The sequence below is a fragment of the Syntrophorhabdaceae bacterium genome (assembly GCA_028713955.1).
Lineage (GTDB): Bacteria > Desulfobacterota > Syntrophorhabdia > Syntrophorhabdales > Syntrophorhabdaceae > UBA5609.
Genome location: JAQTNJ010000005.1, coordinates 19,319 through 43,344, shown reverse-complemented (window position 1 = coordinate 43,344; position 24,026 = coordinate 19,319). Strand labels below are relative to the sequence as shown.

Genomic DNA, 24,026 nt, shown 5'->3' with positions numbered 1-24,026 from the left:
ATCGTTTCCCGGTAGTCCGGCATAAATATCTTGGAGAGTGCGTTGCATCGCCGTTGGGTCTTGCGAAGCTCCAGGGCCAGCCGCATCACGGCATTTTCCAGCTCTGCCAATTCCGCGATCAGGGGAAGCACTTCAACGAAGCGGCTCATGGCAACGTCAGTATTCGCCGAAGTTCCTCCCACGCCAAACTGGGCATTGACCGGTTCCGTCTGAACCGTCACGTGTGGAATCTTCATACCCATAAGGTGCTGGTCCGAGATATCCACCTGATGGTCCATCTTCACGGCGAGGGTGGCCCTGTCGATGGCTTCCGATCCTCCGTCCAACCGGGCCTCTCGAAGGGCTTCATAGGCCTGACGAAGGGCTTCGCGAGTGCCCTGTTCCGCATTACGGGCACGGCTCAGGCGGTTCATCAGTTCAAAAATAAGGATTTGTCGTTTTTGTTCGAGGAGGTCATAGCCCTCTTCGGCGAAGGCAAGCTTCCGTTTCAGTATGAGCAGATTCGACTTGGTCGGTGCGATGTTCAGTTTTCCCATGGAACTATTTTACCCGGCTGCGCCTCCTTCAAGCGGTGTCGCGCAGACAGGTGCCTCCTCTTTCTCGTGGTAGTATTTCTTCAGCAGGGCGTCGCTTACGCGGTGCAGCTCATCCTTGGGCAATGTGGACAGTACATCCCAGCCGAGTTCGAGCGTGGTTTCGATGGACCGGTTCTCGTACTCGCCCTGATTCAGAAAACGCATTTCAAAGGCTTCGCCGAACTTCAGGTATTGCTTATCGAGGGCGCTCAATTCCTCTTCCCCGATGACATCGGCCAGCCCGCGCACCCTCTTTACGTAAGCGTAGCAGGCGAACAACTGGCTTGCGAGTATCGGATGATCCTCACGGGTGTAGCCTTTCCCCACGCCATCCTTCATGATGCGTGACAGGCTTGGAAGGCCGGCGATGGGCGGGTAAACACCGCGCTGAAATAGTTCCCGATCCAGCACGATCTGTCCTTCCGTGATGTAGCCAGTGAGATCGGGGACAGGATGGCTGATATCGTCGGCGGGCATGGTCAGAATGGCCATCTGGGTGATCGATCCCGGCGAGCCTTCAATACGGCCGGCCCGTTCGTAGATGCTGGCAAGATCGGAGTAGAGATAGCCCGGATATCCTTTGCGGCCCGGAATCTCGCCCCGTGCCGTGCCCACTTCGCGAAGGCTCTCACAATAGTTTGTCATATCCGTCAGCAATACCAGCACGTGCTGGCCGCAGTCAAAAGCCAAATGTTCCGCCAGGGTCAGGGCGACGCGCGGCGTAAGGAGACGTTCCACGCTCGGTGCGTCAGCTAAGGAAAAGAACATGGCGGCACGGGCAAGGGCGCCGGATTCCCGGAAATTACGGATGAAAAATTCAGCCACATCATGCTTCACGCCCATGGCGGCGAAGACAATCGAGAACTCAACCTCTTCTTCCAGCAGGCGTGCCTGCCTCATGATCTGGGCAGACACACGGTCGTGGGGCAGACCGTTTCCGGAAAAGATGGGCAGCTTCTGGCCTCGGACCAGCGCATTCATCCCATCAATGGCAGATAAACCGGTCTGTATGAATTCCCGCGGATAGCGCCGCGCATAAGGATTTATGGGCATTCCGTTGACATCACGCCGCTCGGCGGAGAGCGCGGGTGAACCGCCATCTGCCGGGCGGCCGAGACCGTCAAACACGCGGCCCAACATATGCCTGGATACGGGCAGGAGAAAGCTTTCTCCCAGGAAGCGGGTACGCAAGGCCTCGTTCGAGAGTCCCGTCGTACCCTCGAGGACCTGTATCACAGCCTGGCTTTCGGAAATGTCAAGGACGCGGCCCAGACGGGAACGGCAGGTGGAATCGAGAATCTCAACAATCTCATCGTAACCCACATCACGGACCCGTTCCACTACAACCAACGGTCCCTCGATGCGTGACGAACCTATGTACTGCAATCCCCGGTCTTCTACGTCGAAGGTGGTGTGCATGGTAAGGTGCCCTCCTTGGTATACTCTTTTGCAAGCGCTTCCGTCTCTTCCGCGATCATCTGTTTCAGTTCCTCAAGTTTTTCGAGTTCATCGTTGCCGAAAGCCGACTTCGCCCGCATTATCTGTGGTACACAGTTTAAAGAACGGATTCGCATTAGCGGAACCCCTCCCTGGATCAAGTCACGGCCCCTGTGATAGAAGGTAAGTATGATACGCAGAAGGGCGACCTGCCGTTCCGGCGCACAGTACATATCGTTTTCGTCAAAGGCGCTTTGGGCGAGAAAACCGTCTTTCATGATCTCGGCAATAAAAAGGATCAAGCGTTGCCCGTCGGGCAGGACATCCGGCCCCACGAGTTGAACGATCTGCTGGAGACGTTCTTCCCGCTGGAGCAGCGTCAGTGCTTCCGTGCGCAACTCGACCCAGTCGGGAGCTTCTTTCTTCCACCAGAGATCCACATCTTCCACGTACTCCGAGTACGAGTGCAGCCAATGGATCGAAGGGTAATGCCGCGCATTGGCCAGCTCTGTATCAAGTGCCCAAAAACAGCGGATAAAACGCCGCGTGTGCTGGGTGACAGGTTCGGAAAAGTCGCCGCCGGGCGGGCTAACCGCTCCGACGATGCTTACCGAAGCCCGATCGCCAGCCAGGGTGGTAACAGCACCGCCGCGCTCATAAAACTGCGCGAGCCGGGTGGGCAACGATGCCGGGAAGCCTTCTTCCGCGGGCATCTCTTCCAACCTTGCCGCCAGTTCGCGCAGGGCCTCCGCCCAACGGCTCGTCGAGTCGGCAAAGACCGCCACGGATCGGCCCATGTCCCTGTAATACTCCGCCAGGGTAATGCCTGTATAAATTGATACTTCCCGGGCCGCCACGGGCATGTTCGAGGTGTTTGCAATGAGGATGGTCCGTTCCATCAGGGGTCTGCCGGAACGGGGATCTTTCAGTTCCGGAAACTCACGGAGGACCTCAGTCATTTCATTACCCCGTTCCCCGCAACCGATGAACACAATGATATCGGCATCAGACCATTTCGCGAGCTGGTGCTGGGTGATCGTCTTTCCCGTGCCGAATCCTCCCGGGATTGCAGCGGCACCGCCCTTGCCGATGGGGAAGAAGGTGTCAATGATGCGCTGCCCCGTGATCAGCGGTTCGGTGATACGCAACCGTTGGCGAATGGGACGCGGCACCCGCACCGGCCATCGCTGAAGCATCGTGATATCATGCTGTCCTGTTGTTGTTTCCACAACGGCCACAGTGTCGACAATTTTATAATTCCCCTTATCGACAATGGAACGGACCGTGCCGGAAAGTTCCGGCGGTACCATGATCAGATGATCGACCAGCGGCGTCTCAACGACCTTGCCTATGGCCTGGCCTTCCGCTACCACCTCACCGGGTTTTACAAGGGGCTCGAAGGTCCAGAGTTTCTCTGTATCCAGAGGATCCACCTTTTCGCCACGCCGTATCCAGGCGCCGCTACGAGCCTGGATACCGGGCAACGGGCGCTGTATACCGTCATAAATGTTGCCAACGAGCCCGGGGCCAAGCCACACGGATAGAGGCGCACCCGTGCACCGAATTGGCGCTCCGGGCTTTATCATAGTGGTATCCTCATACACTTGAATGGTGGCATGATCGCCAACCAGCTTCACCACCTCTCCCACCAAGCCCAGGCTGCCTACCTGCACAACTTCATACATCTGTGCCGCGTACATGCCCGCGGCGGTCACAATGGGCCCGCTGATGCGGATTGCCATAGGTTCAGTAGTCATGGAAGCAATGGTCATGGGTTATTTCCTCCTGATCCTGTTTTCGGGACAAAGTTCGCCTGCATTGCTATCTGTCGCCTCAGTTCCGGCCATAACCGTTCCAACCTCTTCAAAAAGCGGTTATCCCACACCTGGCGAGCTTCTCCATCCTCAACGATAACGCCGCCTTCTGAAGTGTCCGGTGCGTTCGCGATCGTGATGCTTACCGGCCGCCCGACTCTGCCAGCGATCTCCTCCGCCAGGGCACCGCCCAGGATGGCCTGGTCTGCGCCTGACAACTTCACGACAAAGGCATCGCCTTCCATCTGGCGTATCGGATGAGCTGCAAGGGCGATCACGGTCTCGCGATATTCAAAACCTTCTCGGGCCATCAATTGTTCACTCGCTTCTTCGTATATTGTCGCGAGCAACGCTTCAACTCGGGCCGCGCGCAACCGGTCGATCTCGACGGGAACCGTGGCCAGGATCATCTCACTCTGGTGAGCAGCCTCTGTACGGGCATGATCAAGCCGCTCCTGCCTCAACCGGTCCGCTTCTGCGGCAGCGCTGGTCAGAAGAGCTTCCGCGTCCTGTTTCGCGCGAATGACAATTTTTTCAGCCTCTCTCCCGGCATCTGCCAGGATCTCTTCACGCAATTTTTCGGTAGAGCTTTGATCCGTCGTCATCCATATACCCCCTTAACCAACACTCACTCCCACAGCTTCCTCTACGAATTCACGCAGGCTCTTACGCCCTGGCAGTGGTCCTTCCGGCCCGGGTATCTCAACGATCAGCGGCCGTTCCCTCTCCAGTCGGATCATCTCCACCTGTGGCCTGATCCATGCTGCCACCTTTTCGGTGATGATGATCACCCCGCAGTCAGGTCGCTCTGTCGTTTCATCGATAGCGGACCGAGCCTCCTCTGCCGTTACTACAACCCGCGCGTTTATGCCTGCCAAACGGAAACCTCGCGCTGTGTCCTCGTCGGCAATACAATAAAACTTCACGATAGGCCCCTTATATCTTTTGTATCAGCATCATAGCGATAGCAAAGCCCAGCACTGCAAGTCCCTCTGCCAATGCCACGAAGAGGATACTGCGGGTCAAAAGCTCCGGTTTCTCCGCCGCCGCACCGAGCGCCGCTGACCCTATCCTTCCTACGGCGGCGCCTGCGCCGAGAACGCTTATGGCGATGGCAAAAGCTGCAGCCGCGCCCAAGCCGATGGCTCTGTACACTGATATCGTGTCAGTAGGGGCACCGCCGCCATGCGCAGTTTCTGCCGCTAAAACTACAGCACCAGGCAGTATCATCCCCATCAGAACCGCATTGATTAGCCCAATTCGCCGAAATAACAACTTGGTCATATTACACCTCCAATATTTTCTAAGATTGTGTTACGCTCTCCGGTATCCCGTTTATAGTGTTTGTTGCGTTCCTTGAGTTTATATAGTTTCTCTGGTCTATTTGGTCTTAACATTGAACATTGAACATTGAACATTGAACGTATCCTCCCTTACGCCTAACGAGGTTTGTCTTCTACACCGCCCGGGGTCAGACGGAACGGCTCAAATGGTTCACCGCCGCCGGAAAAAAACTTTCCAAAGAACTCATAATATTCGAGACGCAGCGCCTGTACCGAAGCAATGACCCCCTCCAGGACAATGGCTATAAGGTTCCCGAAGATAATGACCAACGGACTCCATACGCTGCCCCCGGCAGAACCTCTGACCTCCCCGGCCACCATAAAAGCGGCGAAGAGCAGCGCCGCGTGGCTCATGGCATAGGCCGCAAGACGCACAAAGCTTATGGTGTTCGCAAGATAACTGAGAATGGCCTCAAAGGCACCGACGCACGATTCGATAATAGCCCCTCCCATTCCGCCGTGTGCACCACCGTGCCCACCGGCCTTGCTCCTCATGAGATGCTCTATCGGTTCCTTGACAGACCAGCCTATGATGGGTACCGCGAGAAAAAGGATGGTGCATATGCCCATGAGTCCCCACGACCGGATGGTCGCCCCATAGATCAGGAGAACCAGCGTACCCCAATAGAACAAGAGGCCTATGAGGCCGAACTTGTCGAGGATCCCCCCGATGATATCGCCTTTTCGAAATAGATTGACGACATTCAGTATGAGCCCGATGCTGATCAGCGCTATACCGATGCCGATAGCGCCGTACATCAGTTGTATGGGATCGCCTTCCAGGGGGTCATGCCAGAGCGCGTATTTCTTGAGCGTTTCGATGCCGAAGTAACTCCCGTACACCGCGCCGAAGATGATGCTGGACAGTCCCGCAGAGATAAGGAGCACGCCGATGTCCTGCACCTTTTCGGATCGTCCGGCCCTGATAAGGGCGATCAGGCCGCAGGCGGCAAGGACCGCTCCGTGCCCCACATCACCGAACATCATGCCGAACATTACTATGTAGCTGAGGGCGACAAACAGCGTGGGCTCCAGCTCCCGGTAGTTCGGAAGACCATAGGCTGATACCAGCATCTCGAAGGGGCGTAAAAGCCACGAGTGCCGGAGCAACACGGGCACCTCTTCACCGGTTGAATCGTCAGGGGGAGTGGCCTCAAGCACATACCGGCCGCCGGTAATCTCTTCCATATGCCGTTTTACAACCGCCACTTCGCTGGCCGGTACCCATCCCGCTATCAGTACCGTCGTTTCTGTCCGGGGAAATTTCTGGCTTGCCTCCAGAAGTTGGCACTCCATATCCGCAAATTCCTCGATCTCAGCCAGGGTGGGGGCGAGCTCCGCCGCGATCGTCTTGAGCTTGCCGTTCAATTGCTCCAATTCCGCCTTCAACTGTTCTTGTTCTCGCTGCGCCTCTTCGGACGTTCTATCCACCGTCGAACCTTTGACAACAGGAAGCATCTCGCGCTGAAAACCCGCCTGTTGCAGCGCCTTTTCCAGCGCTGGTTGTCCCAGCCGGGTGGTGATGGCAAAAAACCGCTGTTGTCCTTTTTGTCGGGTCAGGGGAAGCAGCGCCACATTATCACCAACCTCTTTTTCAAGACCCTCAAGGTTCTGCTCCGGCAAGCTCCCTGTGACAAAATGGAGAAAGGAATATTCGTCAAGTCCGGTGAGCGGGATCTCGAACCCACGATAGGGTGATACTCGCTCGTACATGACGGTTAACTCCTTCTGACGCTGTATGAGACTCTGGCGGTCTTCCAACAAACCGGAGCTGCGCTGTTCTATGGAAAAGAGGGTCGCTTCGGCCTCATCGGCGGTCATCGCCGGTAAAGGCGCCTGGGTTAAACCCTCCTCCCTGCGCTCACGTTGCCTGTTGGACAAGGGAACGATCTCCAGTGATTGGCGAAGCGCCTGAATACGAGTGCGGATACGATCATATCTCGTCAGTTCCCCGGTGAAATCGGTGGGAGCGAAAAGCGCCGTATCAGGATCGGAACGCGTGCGCGTCAGGTGCACGGCCCCCAACGCGCCCAGTCCCTTGAGCATCTTCCGCTCGTCCCGGGCAAGCACGATCGCGTGTACTCGCATCATTGGTACCGTCCTAAACACCGGCTACCTCCACAACAGTTTCAGCGTTTGCTGCGCTTATCGAGTTCATGATGGCTATCCCGTTCCGTTTCACCTTTCACCTTTCACATTGGTTCTCATGCAACCTTCAACAAATCAGTTCGTGGTATCAAACGTCCACGTATTGTCTCACCGGCCATGCCTCCCCGGATCCCCTCGGAGATCGTGATGAGGTTCGCCACTTCTACACGACGAAGTCCCGCGTAACCCATAATCGCCCCCAACCCCATGTGGCTTCGGCGAAAAGCCATATTTGCCAGACGAAAGAATCGATTCCACGCAAGTCCCTCCAGGACAGATGCATCAACGGCATTCGATCCGTCGCCCGTTCCCCATTCAAAAGGTACTGAATCGAAGATGCGCTCTCCGACGCGGCCCACCGATGTATAGAGATCAGGGTCGTTGAGCATGGCGGTAAAAAGTGAACGCTTGATCCGGGTCCCTTCGACATGGAACGGCTGCAGCATCGATGGCGCCAGGCCATAGTGGAATCTTCCCCGTGCTATTAACATCAGGTGGAAGATATCAATTTCCTGATGCACCATTGGCGTTATGATCTCCCGGTCTTCCTGCGAGAGTTTCTCCATTCTGAATACCAACCCCTGAAAATAACTGCAGTCCAGTGCTGCTTCAAAGAAGAACGGTCGGGGATTGTCGCGATAGATCTCGAGGGCCTTCTCCATGTTCCTCCTGAGGATCCCCTCCTTTGGGAACAGCCGGACAAAACCTTCCGGAGATTCCACTTCCGCCAGTCCCCGGATATCAAGTGTCAGCTCCTTGGGGAGAGGTATGAGGTATTCGTCGGGGTCCTCGATGGGGACCTTTGTTAAAAATGCGCGGATCAGCACCTTTAAATTTTCCATCTGAAACCGGACGAGCGTCCAATTAATGAGATTAACTCCCGGGCCTGATATATTAGCGCGGAATCCTGATAATTCGCCGGCAAGTTCATAGACCAACGAGCGCTGGAAATCAAGGACTCCGCTAATCTGGGACTCTGGAAAGACCACATGAAAAAATTCCCCAAGACTTCCGATGCGACACAGACTGTCGAGGCGCTCAGCCTCAGCCATGCGGCTTTTACGGCCATGAAGACGGGCAGCGAGATAATCCATATCTTTTGTTGTTCGCCACGTCGGTGCAGCGACCGAAGTATCGCCTGGGTCGACTATGTTTATTCGCATACGCAACGGACCACCCCTTCTATAGCCGATTTCCTGCTTGCCGGCTCGAGCTGGATCTGGCTTTCAACCTTAGCAACGGCGTCAGCCAAAAGGGTTTCTTTCTCTTGCTCGGCCTTTTCTACTGCATCCTTTATGATCCTTTCAGCCTCGATGAACGCCTCCTGACGGGCCCGATCAACAATTTCCTGTCCTTTTTTTTGAGCGTCTGATACAATGCGATCCGCTTCAGTCCGGGCTGCTTCGACAGTAGTCTTCGCTTCATCTTCCGTCGCGACTATCTTTTGGATTATATCCTGCATGGTAGAGCCTCCATAGAAAATGATCTCCTGCCGTTACGCTACACGGCTCACACTTGCCATTGTTTTCGCAAGGCTGTCCAGCCTGAAACGCTTGATTACCTCATCGCCTACCAAACGGGCAGCCTCGGCGTGCCCGACAAGATCCGTATTAATGGTGACGTGGTAAAGCAATGGGTCATCGACCTCTCTGTCGAAGTTATCCTTTATGTAGCGCCTGCGTGCCTGGTCCTTTTTCTTGATATAATGGGCGGCTGATCTCTCATCGTAACCAAAGACCTTCTGCGCCTGCTCGATCCTCTTTTCAAGCGACCCTGTCAGGCGCACATGAAAGACGTTCTTCAGTTTGCTGGTGACGACGCTGCTCCCCCGGCCCACCAGAATAACATTCCCTGTTTTCGCAAGGCGCCGGATCGTTGCGTTAGTCTGTTCAACAAGCGTCCAGGTTGAAGGGTGCAAACCCAGCAGCTCCTCAAGCGCATCGGTCAGCATCGCCTTGTGGTCTTCCTTCATGAAATCGCCGATGTTCTTGCGGTGGTTGTGTTCCTCCAGCACTTTTGCCACGAGATGACGAGAGAAAACGGTCCATACCTCATGAGACGGAACGTGTGCCTGCAGGTAGTCCGCCAGCTCGGAAGCGACCGTAAGACCGCCCGCACCTTCTGCCCGTGAGATCGTTATTGCCGGTTTTACGGAAGCTTCGGAAATACTTTTGCCCTTCTGGAAAAAGTGACTTTGAATGTAAGACCTACATTTTTCGGAACTGATATTCTCCCACATTTCTCAGCTCTCCTTTTCCTGTTTCTTTTCTTTTTTCATAGCCTCTGCCGAAGGCCTTATGAGAACGGTCTTCCATCACTCCAAATGTTTTCCGAGATTAATGAACTCTGAACGGTCGAAGCCGGTTGATTTGAAAAATGAAAGCATATCTATGGCATCCCACCGCACTGCCGTGTAAATATCCTGAATCCCCTTTTTTCTAAAGTATTCAAAGAGCTTCTTTGCCAATGCCTGTCCTATGCCTATACCCATACACCGGGCACATACACCGACTACGACAATCCACCCGCTCTTTTCAATCCCGAACCCCGGTCCCTTGATCTCGCCTATAATGAACCCTACGACCCCTTCATCCCGTAAGGCGACAAATCCGGCAACATCCTGTTTTTTGAGGTGAGCTTCTATGCTCTGTGTCCATGCCTTCGAGACCTTTTTCTTTGTGATGGACTCCTGGATCTCAATTATCTGTGGAACGTCTTTAACGGTAATCTTCCTGACCCTGACCCCGTTCATCATAATTGTCTCCTCAATCGATACGTATGATCTTAACGTGCTTCCCTATCCACTCAGGGGGCAGGTAGACACGTCCGGAGTTCCCGCTCTGCTTTACTGCCTTTTCAAGCATCTCCTCACCATAGACCTCAAACTTGACCTTGTCCAGGATGTTCCTTAGGTCATCAGCGGATTTTACGGACTTTAATATCTTTGCACCCATCGATTACCCTTCCTCGGATGAATATATATATATAGTTATAATATAGCTGTATTATAATTATATTTTAGCGGTTCAATTTGTCAAGTGAAATTTTAATATAGCGCATTAACTCATAAAAAATGTTACCCGGAATAACAGACGGGCAATTTTGCGAACTACCGATATACCCCGGAAGGCGTCATATACCCGCACCTTGACCGCAGCATAATAGTGAATTATAATAAAGAGATAGGGTTGAATAAAAATTAATGATGGCGGAGATGATGCCACATATCCCAACCAACCTCAGGAGGTGCTCATAAAGAAAACAGTTAAAAAATTGCTGGGGGAGTTGAGCGGTAATCTGCCTGAAGTCCCTTTCGAGGTAAGGTTTTGGGATGGTGAAACAGAAATGTACTGCAACAGCATCCCCGCTTTTACACTCACATTCAACACCAAGACTGCGGTAAAACACATCTTCAGTAAAGGCACCCTCGGATTCGGGGAAGAATATGTTGCCGGTAACATCGATGTGGATGGCGATTTCCAACAGCTTGTCCGTCTCGGTATTGACCCCCGTTTTCAGGACATAAAACTTTCCTTGAGCACCAGGATAGCCATTTTTCTGCAACACCTCAAATCCGTCAACACACTCAAAAGATCGCCAGGGAACATTGCACATCACTACGATCTGGGAAACGAATTCTATAAGCACTACCTTGATGAAAGCATGGCATATTCCTGTGCCTATTTCAGAAGTAAAGAGGATTCCCTTGAACAGGCGCAGCAGCAAAAGTACGAACATATCTGCAGGAAGCTTCAGCTTAAGGAAGGAGAAACCCTGGTAGATATCGGATGCGGGTGGGGCGGTATGCTTCTCTATGCCGCTCGTCATTACGGGATAAAAGGTTTCGGTTGCACCCTTTCCCGCCACCAGACTGAATATGCGAGGTCAAGAGTGGCCGAGGAGGGATTAGAAAATGACATTACCATTCGTCTTGAAGACTACCGTAACGTGAAAGGCCAATTTGACAAATTCGTTTCCATCGGTATGTTCGAGCACGTAGGAAAAGGTTTTATCCCCACGTTTATGGAAAAGACAAGGCACCTCTTGAAACCGGGGGGCATCGGTCTCCTTCATACTATCGGCAAAGAGTGCGATACCGCCGAGGATCCGTGGACAATGAAATATATATTCCCGGGAGGTTACCTCCCGATACTTGATCATATAATCCGCACCATGGGCAAACAGGGGTTAGTCCCTGCAGATATTGAGAACCTTCGCCTCCACTATGCAGCGACTCTCGACGAATGGAGCAAACGGTTCGAGGCGAACGCACAAAGAATAGAAGAGATGTTCGACGATAGATTTGTCCGCATGTGGCGCATGTTTCTGAACGGCAGCGCAGCGGCCTTCCGATGGGGCAGCATAAGGCTCTATCAGATACTTTTTACGAACGGGCTGAATAATTCGCTGCCGATGACGCGGGAGCATTTCTACCGGACTTAGATTACATGACAATGTCTTTTTTCCATTGACAGGGCTTGCCCACACACAGCCCGCACAAGAGACTTTCTCTCCAGCAGACTCACCTGGGTATAATACATGCCGGACTCCGGCCTCGGCGCTTTCATTTACGGCTTCTTTCCTCAGGATCTTGTGGTGAGAGTTGCAGGGCCGGAGCGAGCATTCCGGAGCTGATAATTCTCGGTTCGATGTTCAGGAAGAAACTTGTGTTTGCCTTTGCGGTGAATGTCTTCTTCGTTGCCATTGCAGCAGGTTTCCTGGTATAATGGTTGGTATACTAAACCGATAAAAAACAATTCAGGAGGTGTACTGTGTCGCATAAGAAAGATGAGGACGATCTCCAGCTGAAGGAATACGAAGAGTACGGTGAGAACCGAGGGAACAAGGGATAATAAAATCCTGTTCTGATCACCGCCCTGGCCTGGCAGGACCTCGATGAAATGGTAAACTTACCGGATAAAAAGATACCTGATCTCATCCGATCCTTTGGACGAACTGTAGAATCGACATTTGGTCCGGCATGTGAAGCGGAACACATCGTATTCGGCGCTCAGATGCCGGGCTACGGCGCACGATCAATACCGGAAAGCGTTGTAAGGCGATGGATATCCTTTATGAAAGAGAGAGGTATTGTGCGGGTATGCTCTCTTCTTGCTCAAAGCCAGCTCGCATACTACATGGTGGACCTGTTGAGGGTATACGGGGGAGAGTTTGGAGCCGCCCGCGTACTGAATGCGCCTGTCGAGGATTACCATCTTTGCAGGGTAGAGATGCTGGGGAAGATCCTTCTTTTTCTAAAAGAATCCGATGCGGAGGGTGAGCCTGTCGTTGTTCACTGTGCGGGCGGAAGAGGAAGGACAGGCTTTGTCCATGCTGCATGGCTTGCTTACGGGCGCGGATTTTCTGTTGAGAAGGCGCTCGAAGCAGTAAAGAAGATGGGAAGAAACCCCTTTGAGGCAGTGGAACACGGAACAGCAAAGGAAGAAGAATTGTACACGCTCCTTCGGTTGTGCGCAGAGGATCGCTAAAAATAATACCTGGCCCTGAAATCTACCCGGTAGTCGTTCTGCTTCTCGCCGTATTCGGTGCCGCGGGTGCCGACGATCGGCCCTCCCCTCAAACGAAACTCACAATCGGTAATCCCCGTATAGGTCAATTCGGACATAAGCGAAAAGCTCTTGTCGTCTGCGTTGGCGATCATCGTGACTGCAGGCGTCCAGTACAATATATCAAAAGGGTCTTTCTGGCTGATGCGGAGATAGAAATAATTCTTCCCCGGGTTCATCCGTCCATACATATTCTGCGTGAGATTGATCGCCTTGTTGAGCATGCCGGGATTCCCGGTTGCAGTATACATCCCGTAGCCTTTATCAATGAACGAGAAATAGTCTCGCATCTCTTTCGGGTTATAGCCTGTTCCGTTATGATAATATTCAAGGATAAAGGTGGTGTCCTGTTGTGTCAGATACCGCAAGCCGATGAGGTAATTGACGGCATCATAGGTTGATCGCGACGTGTTCCCGTTGCCGTCAACTGAGGTTTGCGTGTATCCGTTTATCAAAGAGCCCTCTCCATGTATCTCCAGGTTCGTCGTGATATTTTTTGAAAAGTCCATCCCGTAACGGGTGGTCCTGCTCCCGCCGGTGAGGAACATGAAATCAATGTCCGTATCAAGGAAGAGAAAATAGAACTTTGATGCAAAATTCAGATGGTCCACCTCTCCGAAATCATCATTGACGCCTGAATAAGCAGGAATGAGCACGGGCGTAAATGAAAATGTCTTTAAATGTCCCTCTGTGAAGCTTTTCGTATAATCGACGGACGCGACGACGAACCCCTCGCGGGAAAGCTCGGGGTCATTGGGGTCCTTTTGCCTGTCGAGGAACGCCGCGGGGTTCCAGGCATAGCCCTTACCCCAGTTCATTGTCTTCTTCCCTGTGTCAATTATCAAGGAGGAGGATGGCTTGAGTGACAGGTATCCCTCGAAGATGCTGGTCTTCGTGGTCTCGTATTGATAGGAATTGAGATAATTCGTATAGGTCTTTACGTATAACCTTGAGATGCCCTTCTCCAGGCTCCCTTCCAGTTGCAGGGTACCGTTGTACTGTTCTGTCGTGCCTTTCGCATCTCTATCATAAAAGTTGAGCTTATAGAGGGCGGCATTCTTATCAAGACCGAAGACGATAGGATAAAACTCCAGATAACCGCCGACGTGATAGGGCTTCTTTTCTATCTCCGAGACATCGAATGTATATTCCTCGGCAAATAATACGTGAAAGGTAAAAGGTGAAAGGTAAAAGGTGAAAAAGAAAATACAAAAAACAAACGCCTTAAAAAAACCCCTGACCCCTGACCTCTGACCTCTGACCTCTCTCACAGTAGTCTTACCTTAACGATTCCATCTTCGGCATAAAGGTCAGCGTGAAGACCTCATCCTTAAACTCCCTCTTTTTGATCTTTGCGAATATCATAACGGATTTATAGCCTTTATAGAGGGGGCTGTCCGTTTCGAGCACCGCGGGCCGCACGATCCCGCCGCCTAAATCCTTCACGTCCTTGAAATAGAGGGTCTTGATCAGCAGGCCTGCCTCGGTGAGGCATTCGATCTTTACAGGCAGGGATTTCTCTTTCTGTACCCACATCTTCAGCCGGTCATAGGCAACGGTCTTCGTTTTCGCCTTCAGGTGGAGGAGATACTCCTTCCCCTGCTCCTCAACCTTTTCCGCATTATATTCAACGGCATAATCGAGGCTCAGTATGTCCGAATTATTGAACACGCCTCCGACGACCGACTGGAGGCTTGTAATGCGGACCGGTTTCCCTACGTTTGGAATATAAAGCCACATGTTGTCGCCGAGCCGAAGCGTAGTCCTTCCCTTTTCGCTCGCCGGCGCGATAAACAGACCCGCCACCTTTTCTCTCCCTTTTTTCACCGTATAGTAGGTGAACTCCTTTTTCCGGCCGTCAGGTTCAACATTGATGATCTTCCGGTAGGACTCATAGGATTCCGGGCTCAGGTTCCTGTCGATCTGCTGAAGAAGCTTGTTCCCGTCAACGGCATATGCCGGTATGGCAATAAACAGGGCAAACAAAAAGATCAGCGCTTTTTTCATACTTTATCTCTCCTTTGTCATTTCACTTTTGACATCGTTCGTCCCGGATTCGGCATAAAAAAGTGTCGGGTTATCATAGAGAAAACCGTCGTGAGGCAAGGAAGCTTGGTCTTTTGCTTTCAAGCAAAAGTTCCGAAGCCGAACGCGAGCGAATGGAGCCGCTGGAGCGTAATGAGCGTGTTTTCGAAGGATAATCCGACACATATATTTTGAAAGATCTGGTTTAATCATACATGCCTCAGCGCCTTGATCGGCTCCATCCGCGAGGCCTTGAAGGCCGGCTGGAGGCTTCCGATGATCGCCACCCCTGTAACGATCAGGGAAACAACAAGGAGATCCGATACGTCTATCGTCGGCGAGAGCACAAGCCCCGTCTGCCTGCCAAATTCAAAGGTGATCTTAACCGCCCTGAGGATAAAGATGATTATCAATCCTGCTGCGTTGCCGATTATGGCGCCGAAGACGCCAAGACAAAATCCCTCGATAAGAAACATGGAGAGAATCTTTCCCGGCATAGTGCCGATCGCGGAGATCGTGCCGATCTCCCGTATCCTCTCGTACACAGCCATGATCATAACGTTCATAATGCTCACAAGCACAATAGCGATAAGCATGAGCTTGATAAAGAAGGTCATGATGTCGATCATGCGTGCAATATTGAAAAACGGTGAAAGGCCTTCCCATGTATGTACCTCGAAGGCAGGCTTTCCCTGTTTATTGATTTCGCCTGAAAGCATGGCGTTCAGGGTATTGTAGACGGCGTTAAGTTTTCCAAAATCCTTGAGGCGCAATGCGATCTCGCTTACTTCCATCCCATCCATCCTGAGTATCTCCATGGCGTCTTCGATGTGGAGATAGCCGTCCCTTCCTCCCGGTCCTGTAGCGCTCTCAAGGACGCCCCCGATCCGAAGCTGCTTTCCATTCACCGAGCCGTCTTTGTTGGTAGCGATGATCACTATCGTATCGCCCACATTTAATTTCATCCCTCTTGCAATCAGCTCCGGTATGATAACCTCGCCTTTCCTGATAGCCTTTTCGCCCTCTATTATCCTTGAAGCAAGGAGGGGAACCGTTTTCAGCTCCTTATCAGGATATACCCCGTTGAGCCTTATATTGGTCGTCTCCGTGAAACTGCTGAACATGCCGCCGAACTTTATCCTCGGCGAGTAGGCGGCTATTTCCGGTATTCCCTCGAATGTCTTCTCCAGCTTTGCCATAGCCTCGGGCTTCATATTCAACGTGAGGGGCAGATTATCGATTGAAGCCACATATCCTTTGCGGTGAATCTGGAGATGGCCGAGCATGGAATCGGTGATCTGGCCTATGATCATATTTTTGAACGAACCCGATACGGCGACAAAGACAAGGACAAAAAGAACGCCTATGGCAATGAGCGATGCGGTAAGGATCGTCCTTCTCCTGTAGCGCCTTAAGTTCCGCAGGGCTATTTTAAAGAGATTACCCATTGCCGTTGCCTCCTTTTGTCTTTCTGTCAACAATTGTGCCGTCCTGGAGCGTGTATATGATCTCTGCCTCTCCCACGATCTTCTGGTCATGGGTAGAGAAGATAAAGGTCGTCTTGAACTCGTCCCGCATCTTTTTCATCAGGTCGATTATCATATAGGCGGTCTTTGAATCAAGGTTCGCTGTAGGCTCATCGGCAAGGACAAGCCTCGGATTCGTTACGAGCGCCCGCGCAACGGCAACCCTCTGTTTTTGTCCTCCCGAGATCTGGTCGGGGTATTTGTCTTTCTGGTCCAGCATCCCCACTGCATCAAGGAGCTTCTTAACCCTTTCTTCCCGTTCTGCCGCCGGCACGTTCTGGACCATAAGAAGTGGATATTCAATATTTTCGTAGACGGTAAGGACGGGCATGAGATTGAAATCCTGAAAGATAAAGCCGATATGTTCTCCCCTGAACGATGCGCCCTGTTTGCGATCAAGGCCGGCGACGTCGGCATCGGCAACGGTGAGCCTTCCCTCTGTGGGCTTGTCGAGGCAGCCGATGAGATTCAAAAGCGTCGTCTTGCCGCTTCCCGAAGGACCCACAAAAGAAACGAACGAGGCAGGTTCTATCTCAAAGCTCACCCCGTTTAATGCCCTGATCGCAACCTCGCCAACCCGGTACTCTTTACTGATGTTCTCTGCCTTTATAAGCTCCATAACTTCCTCCATAGACTAAAAACCCCACCCAGGCTCTTAAAGCGGGGCCCATCTTCGATCCATTACCTGCGCCACCCTGACCAGACAGGCACGCCTGCACTGTCCCTCAAAACCAGTACATTGTCGCCTTTCTTTGGATTTGCCGTGAGTCTGTATCCTTATCATTATATGCTTTTCTCAAAATATATCTATAATGTAAGTATTAAGCATCTTTTCACTTTTATCAATATCGCTTTCTTCCATACCTTGGCGGGTCGTACCCCTGAGTGCCGTATCCATCATAAGGGCTGTCGCTCATCTTTTTTATCTGTTCAGTGTTCAAGACGCGCCTCTGCTCGGATTCTGCCCTTTGGGCCATTCGTGCAAACTCCCGCTCAAGATCGTTCAGCTCCCGTTCAAGTTTGTTGATAGTGTGCTGATCGGTTTGCGGATCTTCGGAAACTTTCATGTGTTCAAAACGTTTTTCCATGATCCTTCCCCGTATCGCAACCGAATCGTTCCGGAATCTATCTGCAAGCTCCTGTATCTTTTTGCACTGCTCATGGGAAAGGTTAAGGGTGCCGGCCAAACCGCCCTGCAAGTCGCACAAGTCGGGCAGCTGTCCCGGTTCCCCGGCAAAGACGGCAACACAGAGGGCCATGAAAAACAGAACAAGAGCGGTAACGTAAAGCCGACGCTTAACAGGCGTGCTGAGAATACAACACAGTGTCGTAGCAAACCCTTCTCTTATATCTGTATTTTTCGTTTCCATGTGCACCTCCTTTCTATTTGCGTTTTCTTTAAAGGGTCTTTGTGCGGACCCTGGGTAAAGCCTTGATACAAAGTTGTCTGGATTACATTAAAAAGGGATTAACAGCGAAGCGGGGGTGTTTCTGAAGGAAAATTCAAAACAGTTACCGGGTGATCATCAACGGCTCCTTCAAGGAGGAGAACTGTTGATTTGAAAACAGCAGAAAAGGGTGGTAACCCCGCGTCGCCCATATCATCTGTATGGTTCTGCGAGGTTACCGTGTTAAATATGCAGGGGGTAGAGCATATTACCCTTTTACCATCATCGGGAGGACAGGCATTGGCCGCTTTCAGACCGATCTTAACGGGCGTCATGCCGAGGAAAATGAGTATGAGGATGACCGCTGAGATAATAAAGAGTATATTTCGTTTCCCTGGCATCGTATAACTCTCTTGTTTGATCATATAGCAACATCCATGCCAAGCATGGCACATGCCATTATATATTCGCTCAATGTCGCGCAACGCCTTGTCCGGCGTGCTTTTTCACCAGGAGATACCATCGCGCCCATCAACACAGACAAGAGAAGATCCGGACAGGCCTCGACAATTCTTTCCGGGGAGAGAGCGGCAGGTCGACAATTCTGTCGCATATAAAGCTGTCTCGCTGGAAGCTTGACATAGTGAGGTTATTATGATATATCTCATTATAATGTATATTAATATAATGACAGTATGAATAATAAATCCACGGGGTAACATCATGGAACTCACAAATTTGGATTACTGGAAATCATTGATCAACATAGGTCTTACAAAGGTCCTTGTTTTGAAGGTCTTGTCCAAAGGCCCCAAACATGGATACGGGATATTGAAGGAACTGCAATCCATAACGAGCGGCTGCTGCGTTCCCACCTTCGGGACCATCTACCCCATTCTCAAGGAACTTACGAAAAACGGTTATGCGGAGGTCAGGGAAGACAAGCAGCTCAAGGGCGCTCAGAAAAGACAGGTCTACACACTTACGCCCTCAGGCATAGCGGCTTACGAGGTGGCACTTGAGGCCTGGCGATCCACTATCCCTTATATCTATAAGGCCATCGAAGGTGATGACCTTATCTTTTTAAAAGATATAAAGATGCGTCTCTCCGCTGCCGGGGCTCGCGTCGCCCCCTCCCACGGCAAAGCCGTATGAGCCTACTCTTCTCGCATACTTTGGGTACTAATAAGGGGCTTGACCTACTGAAAAGAGTATCAGGAGGAATCGCTTATGTTTGAGCTGAATAATTTTGTTACTGCCGGTAAGTTCTTTCTGGTTATCGCCGGTGAACTTGTTCTTATTTTTGTTGCAGTTTCCTTTCTTGTGGGGATATTGATGGAATACCTCCCTCCGTCCCGCATCAGGGGCTTTTTATCCAACCGGTTTACGTGGGTGCAATATCTGCTGGGCTCCGGCCTCGGCGCTGTAACCCCTTTTTGTTCCTGCTCAACCGTTCCCATAACTGCCGGATTGCTCAAGGGGGGTGTTCCCTTCGGGCCTATAATGTCATTCCTTTTTGCTTCACCGGTTCTCAACCCGATCATTATAGCCCTGCTTGTCTCGCTATTTGGTCTCAAAGTAACTGTGATCTACATGGTTGTCACATTTCTCGGATCCATGGCAATGGCAGCCCTCCTCTCGAAAATGGGTATGGAAAAGCAGGTCAAGCCGATGGTGAGTTTTCAGACAGCCTCCTGCTGCAAAGAGGGACCGCAAACGCAACCGGCTCCTGCGAAGGTCCAGTCTGTTGCTGCAGGTTGTTGTGCATCTGAAACAGTTCAACCCCTTATTTCCTTAAACACTATTCAGACGGCGGGTAGCTGTTGCACGCCGGAAGCCAAAGCTCCCCCACCTCAAGCTGCGCAGGCCTCTTGCTGCCCTGTCGATTTTGATGAAACCACTGACTCCGCACCGATACCCTTCAAAGAGAAGCTAAAAAGGGCATCGGCGTCAGCCATGGATACATTCAAGGGTGTTTTCTGGTATCTGCTTCTCGGTGCAGGGATAGGGGCGTTTATTTACGGCTTCTTTCCTCAGGAACTTGTGGTAAAAGTAGCGGGGCCGGGCAATCCCTGGTCCATCCCAATCGCGGCAGTTATCGGAGTGCCCATGTATATCCGCGCAGAAACCATTATCCCCATCAGCGCTGCCCTTGTGGGAAAAGGCATGGGGTTGGGAACCGTTCTTGCCCTCATCATAGGCGGAGCAGGGGCATCCATCCCTGAATTGATAATACTTGGTTCCATGTTTAAAAAGAAGCTGGTCCTGGCCTTCGCTGTCAACGTCTTTGTAGTTGCTGTCGTTGCTGGATATTTTGTCGATTGGCTGGTATACTAATGATAGATACATTAAGAGGGGGTGGCAAAACATGTCTATATTTCAAGTGATAGGCTGAGTTACCTGAGTTGATCCCAACGCCCCGACAGTTAGTCGGAAGACACTCAGGTTCATTGATGGAACACAGGTCGCAGTGAGCAATCTCCATGAGATAATGGCAGAGCTTTATTTTGTTGGAAAAAAGGCAAATAGAGAAACCGCAGACGAGATCATTGCCGGATTGGAGGCTATGGGCAATTATGTCCCCACCTCAGAGGTTATCCGGCGGGATTACAGGAATGTCCTGCTGAAGGAATATGAGGAGTTTATTGAGGTTCACGACAGAGAAAAAGACAACAAGATGCCGCCAAATGCCCCTGAAGGAGGAACAAGTCAATGACCGGTAAAATTATTATTTACGGAACCGACAGCTGACCTTTCTGCAGCCAGGCTCGGGCAGCCTATGGGGATAGGGCCACCTACATCAACGTAGATGAAGACCCGGAAAAATTCAAGGAAATGCTCGCCTGCTCCGGCGGAAAGATGGAGATCCCGGTCATAGTCGATGGAGACAAGATAGCGATTGGCTTCGCAGGTGATGTATCCCTGCGAGGAGGCATCCCTCTTTTCGGGGGAACCTGAGCGGTGAAGAAGGTCCCTCGGTGAAGGGCCAGAAATTCTGGAATGTTGAACAAATATTTCCTTACGCTTTTAAGCTATGAGCTATCGAATCCCGCCAGATATTTGGTAAGCGTCCGCCTATTTTCCTCTGTAAGTTCAGGGCAGTGTTCGGGCCCAAGTCCGCCTTCTGCCATCTGGGCGGCGAAGACCGTGCAGGTGGGCCTGCCGCATCGTTTGCAGTTTGACCTTGGAAGGAGCTTAAGTATTGCCATGATCTGGGGCTTCCTTCCCCCCGTGTATTTCGGTGTGATCGTACCCCTGTTCTCCCATGCCTCGTTGATCTGGTCTTTCAACCATGAAAGGATGCGTTCTGCCTCGTCCTCATCCTCCAGCGCGTTGATGGCGATCTCCCTCGACCCGACCTTTATAATCTTGCCATAGTGGCTGAACATCACCTCCGGCGGGTCACTAAAGTATTCCGTGCCGCCGAGCACGGCATTGAGATAGGGCAGTACCTCTGAAATGTCTTCATTCAGTTTGGCGATGCAGTGGACCGATTCGAAGCTCGGGTTGCATACAGGTCTGAAAATCCGTTTTACATATCCGGTCAGGAGCATACAATACGTCTCCGGTTTTCACGCAAAAAGCGGTGCATTCTGGTAATAAAAACAACCTTTATAGCACATCACATCTTCTGCATGTCGGGGCAGCTCTTCATGCAGTTGAAACACAGGTATTGAAAACCCATCTGGAGAACATGGTAGAGACGCCAGTATTCCACATCCCGGAGCAAAACCTTCTTCTCTTCGGGAGAGGCATCCATCAGTTTTGTCCAGAATTGAATGCTCGCACCGAGTCCGTAGGGTTCAAGTGTCCTCATGCACTTCATCACATCGGTCTTTCCTTCTTCGTGTAATGCGCCGGCAGGACAATGCTCCACACAGCGGTTGCACCTGCTGCACGATTCACCCTGTGCGGGCGGGTCCGATTCAAGCCCGAGGTCGGTGAGCACTGCGGAAAAGATCACCTTGTTCTTAAACCTGGGATGATAGACAAGGTTGTTTCTCCCGAATGTACCGAGACCCGCTGCAACTGCTGCGTGGCGCAGGGATAGATCCGCTACGAGCCCCTTCGTTTCCCTGCTCATCTCCATGGGAAATGTCGCCGGTACGGTCATTGCCTTTGCGCCACAGTCTGTTTCCAGAAACCGCGCCATTCTGTAAGAAGATCTCCTGAGAAAATCCATGAGGTCGAGCCTTCCGCTCATAGCGATCTGCGGGCTCGGGCTCTCACAGTTCGAAAGCTCCCTGAAAGCAAGGACAACGATGGACTTTGCTTCAGGAAAGAGTTTTTCAATCGAAGGCGACCTGGGGCTTTGGTAATCCGCAATCGCCGCAATGCCCACATCGTCCGTCCCGATCTCTTTCGCAAAACCTTTGATTTTATTTTTCATGATTTCACCCCTTGTTCTCTCCTTCCTGCTTGATCAATGAACTGTATGCATGTTTCCCTTTTGACCGCCATATCCTTATACCTCTCTCATATACAACAAAGCTCTTGTTTATTCAGGTTCAGTGGTCATGCTCGTCGCCGCTTTCCTCATGGTTAACCTGGCAGTAAAGGTTATTGTCGCAGGTTGCGCTGCTGCACTCGATCTGCAGGGTGCTGTGGTCCACCCCGCTCTCTTTCAGCATCTCCTCGATCCTCTTCTTCGTTGCCTCGACCTCGCCAAGGGTCTGATCGTTGACCAGGATATGGGCGGTGAAGGCGACGTTGTTATGCGCCACAGGCCAGAGATGGACATGGTGGATATCGATGACCTCGGGCATGTCTTTGATCTTCTTTATAAGCGCCTCGACACTGAACCCTCTGGGGGTCAGATTCAGAAAGATGGACAAGGTGTCGCGCACAAGCCTCACACCACCCCAGATGATGATGCCGCCGATCAGAACGCTTGCGATGGGGTCCGCATAGGTCCACCCCGTGAAATAGATAATAATGCCCGATATGATGACCCCTACAGAAGATAGGGTATCGCCGAGGACGTGGAGCCAGACGCTTTTGACGTTTAAGTCCTCATGGCTATGGCCGAGGATAAAGGCCATGACGAGATTTCCCGCAAGGCCGAGGACAGCGATCGCCAGCATTACGGGGATATCGATCGCGGGCGGGGCAACGAGCCGTTCGTAGGATTCATAGAAGATGAGGACAGCGATCACAAGGAGGCTTACGCCGTTGATTAGCGCGGCGAGGAGTCCTACGCGCTGATAGCCGAGGGTGGCGTTCCTGTCCGATGGCCTTTTGCTGATGCGGGCAGCTACAAACCCCAGGGCAATCGCAAGGGCATCAGTGACCATATGCCCCGCGTCGCTTAAAAGGGCAAGGCTGTTACTCAAGTAGCCGCCCACAACCTCGCCAGCCAGGATAAGGACCGTTACGAAGAAGGTAACGGCAAGGCGTTTTTCTCCACTCATGTTCATAATAACCCCCATAACATTTTTACCGCAATCGCATAGAGCACTATCCCGATAATCCATTTCACCTGTTTTGCCTCAAGTTTCCTGTGCATGAGCCATGAACCAACGATGGCGCCTGCTATTGAACCGATGGCAGAGAAGGCCAGAAGATTCCAGCTAATGTTGCCAAGGACTGCATGGCCGAAGAATCCACTCAGCGACGCGAACACAACGATGAAGGCAGTTGTGGCCGAGGCGTTTTTCGGGTCGAACCCGAGCCATACCAGGGCTGGAACAATGAAGTTTCCTCCTCCTACTCCAAGGAGGCCCCCAAGATAACCCGCACCGATGCCGAGACCAATGCCTGTTTTCAATTCCCTGCCTGGCGAGCCACCTGCTTCACTTTTCTTTTTTGGCGAGTAAAAGAGCATCATCGACCCTGCAAACACGAGAAAAAGAACGAAGATGATGATAAGGGCATTCTTGGAAAAATACCTTGTCGAGTATGCCCCGAGGGGAGAGAACAACACGGCGAGAATGATGATCGGTATGGCGGCCTTGAAGTTAACCAATTTGTACCGGATGTAGTTGACAGAAGCGAAGCTCATGCTGATGGCATTCAGGAGTAATGCCACGGCCATGGCCTCAGTCAAAGGGATGCCGAGCCAGTAGAACGTAGGGATAATGATAAAGGCTGCCCCTACCCCGGCGACAGTAAGCACCGTGGTAAAAAGAAAGACCAGGAGAGGCGCAAGCAAAACGGTTGTCATTTCCATAGTAATACCTCCCTCAGGGGCGGGACGCCCTCCG

27 protein-coding genes are annotated in these 24,026 nt (G+C 51.8%); 5 read left to right on the top strand and 22 right to left on the bottom strand.

Translation table 11 applies throughout. From position 1 onward, the window contains the following. From PHU49_01200 to PHU49_01145, 12 genes are all read right to left on the bottom strand, one after another. A partial coding sequence (locus PHU49_01200) for a V-type ATP synthase subunit D (protein ID MDD5242607.1) occupies positions 1-536 on the bottom strand: 536 nt, incomplete at its 3' end. Between the two features lie 9 nt (positions 537-545). After that, on the bottom strand, positions 546-1,994 hold the full coding sequence (locus PHU49_01195) for a V-type ATP synthase subunit B (GenBank protein MDD5242606.1): 1,449 nt from the start codon (positions 1,992-1,994) through the stop codon (positions 546-548). Beyond that, positions 1,973-3,784: a V-type ATP synthase subunit A gene (locus PHU49_01190; GenBank protein MDD5242605.1), complete on the bottom strand. Its 1,812-nt coding sequence runs from the start codon at positions 3,782-3,784 to the stop codon at positions 1,973-1,975. Before PHU49_01190 ends, PHU49_01195 begins: the two co-directional genes overlap by 22 nt. After that, on the bottom strand, positions 3,781-4,431 hold the full coding sequence (locus PHU49_01185) for a V-type ATP synthase subunit E family protein (protein MDD5242604.1): 651 nt from the start codon (positions 4,429-4,431) through the stop codon (positions 3,781-3,783). The genes PHU49_01190 and PHU49_01185 overlap by 4 nt, the downstream gene beginning before the upstream one ends. Positions 4,432-4,443: 12 nt before the next feature. Next, complete coding sequence (locus tag PHU49_01180) at positions 4,444-4,752, bottom strand: V-type ATP synthase subunit F (GenBank protein ID MDD5242603.1); 309 nt, start codon at positions 4,750-4,752, stop codon at positions 4,444-4,446. A 10-nt stretch (positions 4,753-4,762) separates the two neighbouring features. Continuing rightward, entirely contained in the window at positions 4,763-5,056 is a 294-nt protein-coding gene (locus PHU49_01175) for an ATP synthase subunit C (protein MDD5242602.1), read from the bottom strand. 209 nt (positions 5,057-5,265) lie between these two features. After that, positions 5,266-7,260 (bottom strand): V-type ATPase 116kDa subunit family protein, encoded by a 1,995-nt coding sequence (locus tag PHU49_01170; protein MDD5242601.1) that lies wholly within the window; start codon positions 7,258-7,260, stop codon positions 5,266-5,268. Positions 7,261-7,373: 113 nt separating this feature from the next. After that, positions 7,374-8,480 carry a V-type ATPase subunit gene (locus tag PHU49_01165; protein MDD5242600.1) on the bottom strand — a complete coding sequence of 369 codons (1,107 nt, stop codon included), beginning with the start codon at positions 8,478-8,480 and terminating at the stop codon, positions 7,374-7,376. Next, positions 8,471-8,779: a V-type ATPase subunit subunit G family protein gene (locus PHU49_01160; protein MDD5242599.1), complete on the bottom strand. Its 309-nt coding sequence runs from the start codon at positions 8,777-8,779 to the stop codon at positions 8,471-8,473. Before PHU49_01160 ends, PHU49_01165 begins: the two co-directional genes overlap by 10 nt. 33 nt (positions 8,780-8,812) lie before the next feature. After that, positions 8,813-9,556: a cytidylate kinase-like family protein gene (locus PHU49_01155; GenBank protein MDD5242598.1), complete on the bottom strand. Its 744-nt coding sequence runs from the start codon at positions 9,554-9,556 to the stop codon at positions 8,813-8,815. A gap of 75 nt (positions 9,557-9,631) precedes the next feature. Continuing rightward, positions 9,632-10,072: a GNAT family N-acetyltransferase gene (locus PHU49_01150; protein ID MDD5242597.1), complete on the bottom strand. Its 441-nt coding sequence runs from the start codon at positions 10,070-10,072 to the stop codon at positions 9,632-9,634. A 10-nt stretch (positions 10,073-10,082) separates the two neighbouring features. Next, positions 10,083-10,271, bottom strand: coding sequence for a DUF2080 family transposase-associated protein (locus PHU49_01145; GenBank protein ID MDD5242596.1), 189 nt, complete (start codon positions 10,269-10,271; stop codon positions 10,083-10,085). 292 nt (positions 10,272-10,563) lie between these two features. On the opposite strand from PHU49_01145, the gene PHU49_01140 reads away from it, so the two are divergent. Together PHU49_01140 and PHU49_01135 are read left to right on the top strand one after the other, a co-directional pair. Beyond that, positions 10,564-11,760 carry a cyclopropane-fatty-acyl-phospholipid synthase gene (locus tag PHU49_01140; protein MDD5242595.1) on the top strand — a complete coding sequence of 399 codons (1,197 nt, stop codon included), beginning with the start codon at positions 10,564-10,566 and terminating at the stop codon, positions 11,758-11,760. Between the two features lie 458 nt (positions 11,761-12,218). Then, the gene (locus PHU49_01135) at positions 12,219-12,806 is read left to right on the top strand and encodes a dual specificity protein phosphatase family protein (protein MDD5242594.1); all 588 of its coding nucleotides are present in this window, start codon (positions 12,219-12,221) and stop codon (positions 12,804-12,806) included. On the opposite strand, the gene PHU49_01130 is transcribed toward PHU49_01135, so the two are convergent. From PHU49_01130 to PHU49_01105, 6 genes are all read right to left on the bottom strand, one after another. Then, a complete protein-coding gene (locus PHU49_01130) occupies positions 12,803-14,155 on the bottom strand; it encodes a hypothetical protein (GenBank protein MDD5242593.1) in 1,353 nt (450 codons plus the stop codon). The two genes, PHU49_01135 and PHU49_01130, sit on opposite strands and share 4 nt — an antisense overlap. A gap of 7 nt (positions 14,156-14,162) precedes the next feature. Beyond that, positions 14,163-14,891 carry an outer membrane lipoprotein-sorting protein gene (locus PHU49_01125; protein MDD5242592.1) on the bottom strand — a complete coding sequence of 243 codons (729 nt, stop codon included), beginning with the start codon at positions 14,889-14,891 and terminating at the stop codon, positions 14,163-14,165. Positions 14,892-15,118: 227 nt separating this feature from the next. Beyond that, positions 15,119-16,357 (bottom strand): ABC transporter permease, encoded by a 1,239-nt coding sequence (locus tag PHU49_01120; protein MDD5242591.1) that lies wholly within the window; start codon positions 16,355-16,357, stop codon positions 15,119-15,121. Next, positions 16,350-17,054, bottom strand: a complete 705-nt coding sequence (locus PHU49_01115) for an ABC transporter ATP-binding protein (GenBank protein ID MDD5242590.1) — start codon at positions 17,052-17,054, stop codon at positions 16,350-16,352. Before PHU49_01115 ends, PHU49_01120 begins: the two co-directional genes overlap by 8 nt. 223 nt (positions 17,055-17,277) lie before the next feature. Continuing rightward, a complete protein-coding gene (locus tag PHU49_01110; GenBank protein MDD5242589.1) occupies positions 17,278-17,805 on the bottom strand; it encodes a Spy/CpxP family protein refolding chaperone in 528 nt (175 codons plus the stop codon). Positions 17,806-17,903: 98 nt separating this feature from the next. Beyond that, complete coding sequence (locus tag PHU49_01105) at positions 17,904-18,224, bottom strand: hypothetical protein (GenBank protein MDD5242588.1); 321 nt, start codon at positions 18,222-18,224, stop codon at positions 17,904-17,906. 322 nt (positions 18,225-18,546) lie between these two features. Here PHU49_01105 and PHU49_01100 point away from each other — a divergent pair, with 322 nt between their 5' ends. From PHU49_01100 to PHU49_01090, 3 genes are all read left to right on the top strand, one after another. Further along, on the top strand, positions 18,547-18,978 hold the full coding sequence (locus tag PHU49_01100; GenBank protein MDD5242587.1) for a PadR family transcriptional regulator: 432 nt from the start codon (positions 18,547-18,549) through the stop codon (positions 18,976-18,978). 75 nt (positions 18,979-19,053) lie between these two features. Further along, positions 19,054-20,160 carry a permease gene (locus tag PHU49_01095; GenBank protein ID MDD5242586.1) on the top strand — a complete coding sequence of 369 codons (1,107 nt, stop codon included), beginning with the start codon at positions 19,054-19,056 and terminating at the stop codon, positions 20,158-20,160. A gap of 133 nt (positions 20,161-20,293) precedes the next feature. Beyond that, a complete protein-coding gene (locus PHU49_01090) occupies positions 20,294-20,539 on the top strand; it encodes a hypothetical protein (protein MDD5242585.1) in 246 nt (81 codons plus the stop codon). Positions 20,540-20,855: 316 nt separating this feature from the next. Here PHU49_01090 and PHU49_01085 read toward each other — a convergent pair whose 3' ends face one another. The 4 genes from PHU49_01085 to PHU49_01070 form a co-directional block, all read right to left on the bottom strand. Further along, positions 20,856-21,377, bottom strand: coding sequence for a (Fe-S)-binding protein (locus PHU49_01085; GenBank protein MDD5242584.1), 522 nt, complete (start codon positions 21,375-21,377; stop codon positions 20,856-20,858). Positions 21,378-21,445: 68 nt separating this feature from the next. Next, on the bottom strand, positions 21,446-22,213 hold the full coding sequence (locus tag PHU49_01080) for a 4Fe-4S binding protein (protein ID MDD5242583.1): 768 nt from the start codon (positions 22,211-22,213) through the stop codon (positions 21,446-21,448). A 118-nt stretch (positions 22,214-22,331) separates the two neighbouring features. Next, entirely contained in the window at positions 22,332-23,240 is a 909-nt protein-coding gene (locus PHU49_01075; GenBank protein ID MDD5242582.1) for a cation diffusion facilitator family transporter, read from the bottom strand. After that, positions 23,237-23,992 carry a sulfite exporter TauE/SafE family protein gene (locus PHU49_01070; GenBank protein MDD5242581.1) on the bottom strand — a complete coding sequence of 252 codons (756 nt, stop codon included), beginning with the start codon at positions 23,990-23,992 and terminating at the stop codon, positions 23,237-23,239. The genes PHU49_01075 and PHU49_01070 overlap by 4 nt, the downstream gene beginning before the upstream one ends. Positions 23,993-24,026 lie beyond the last annotated feature (34 nt).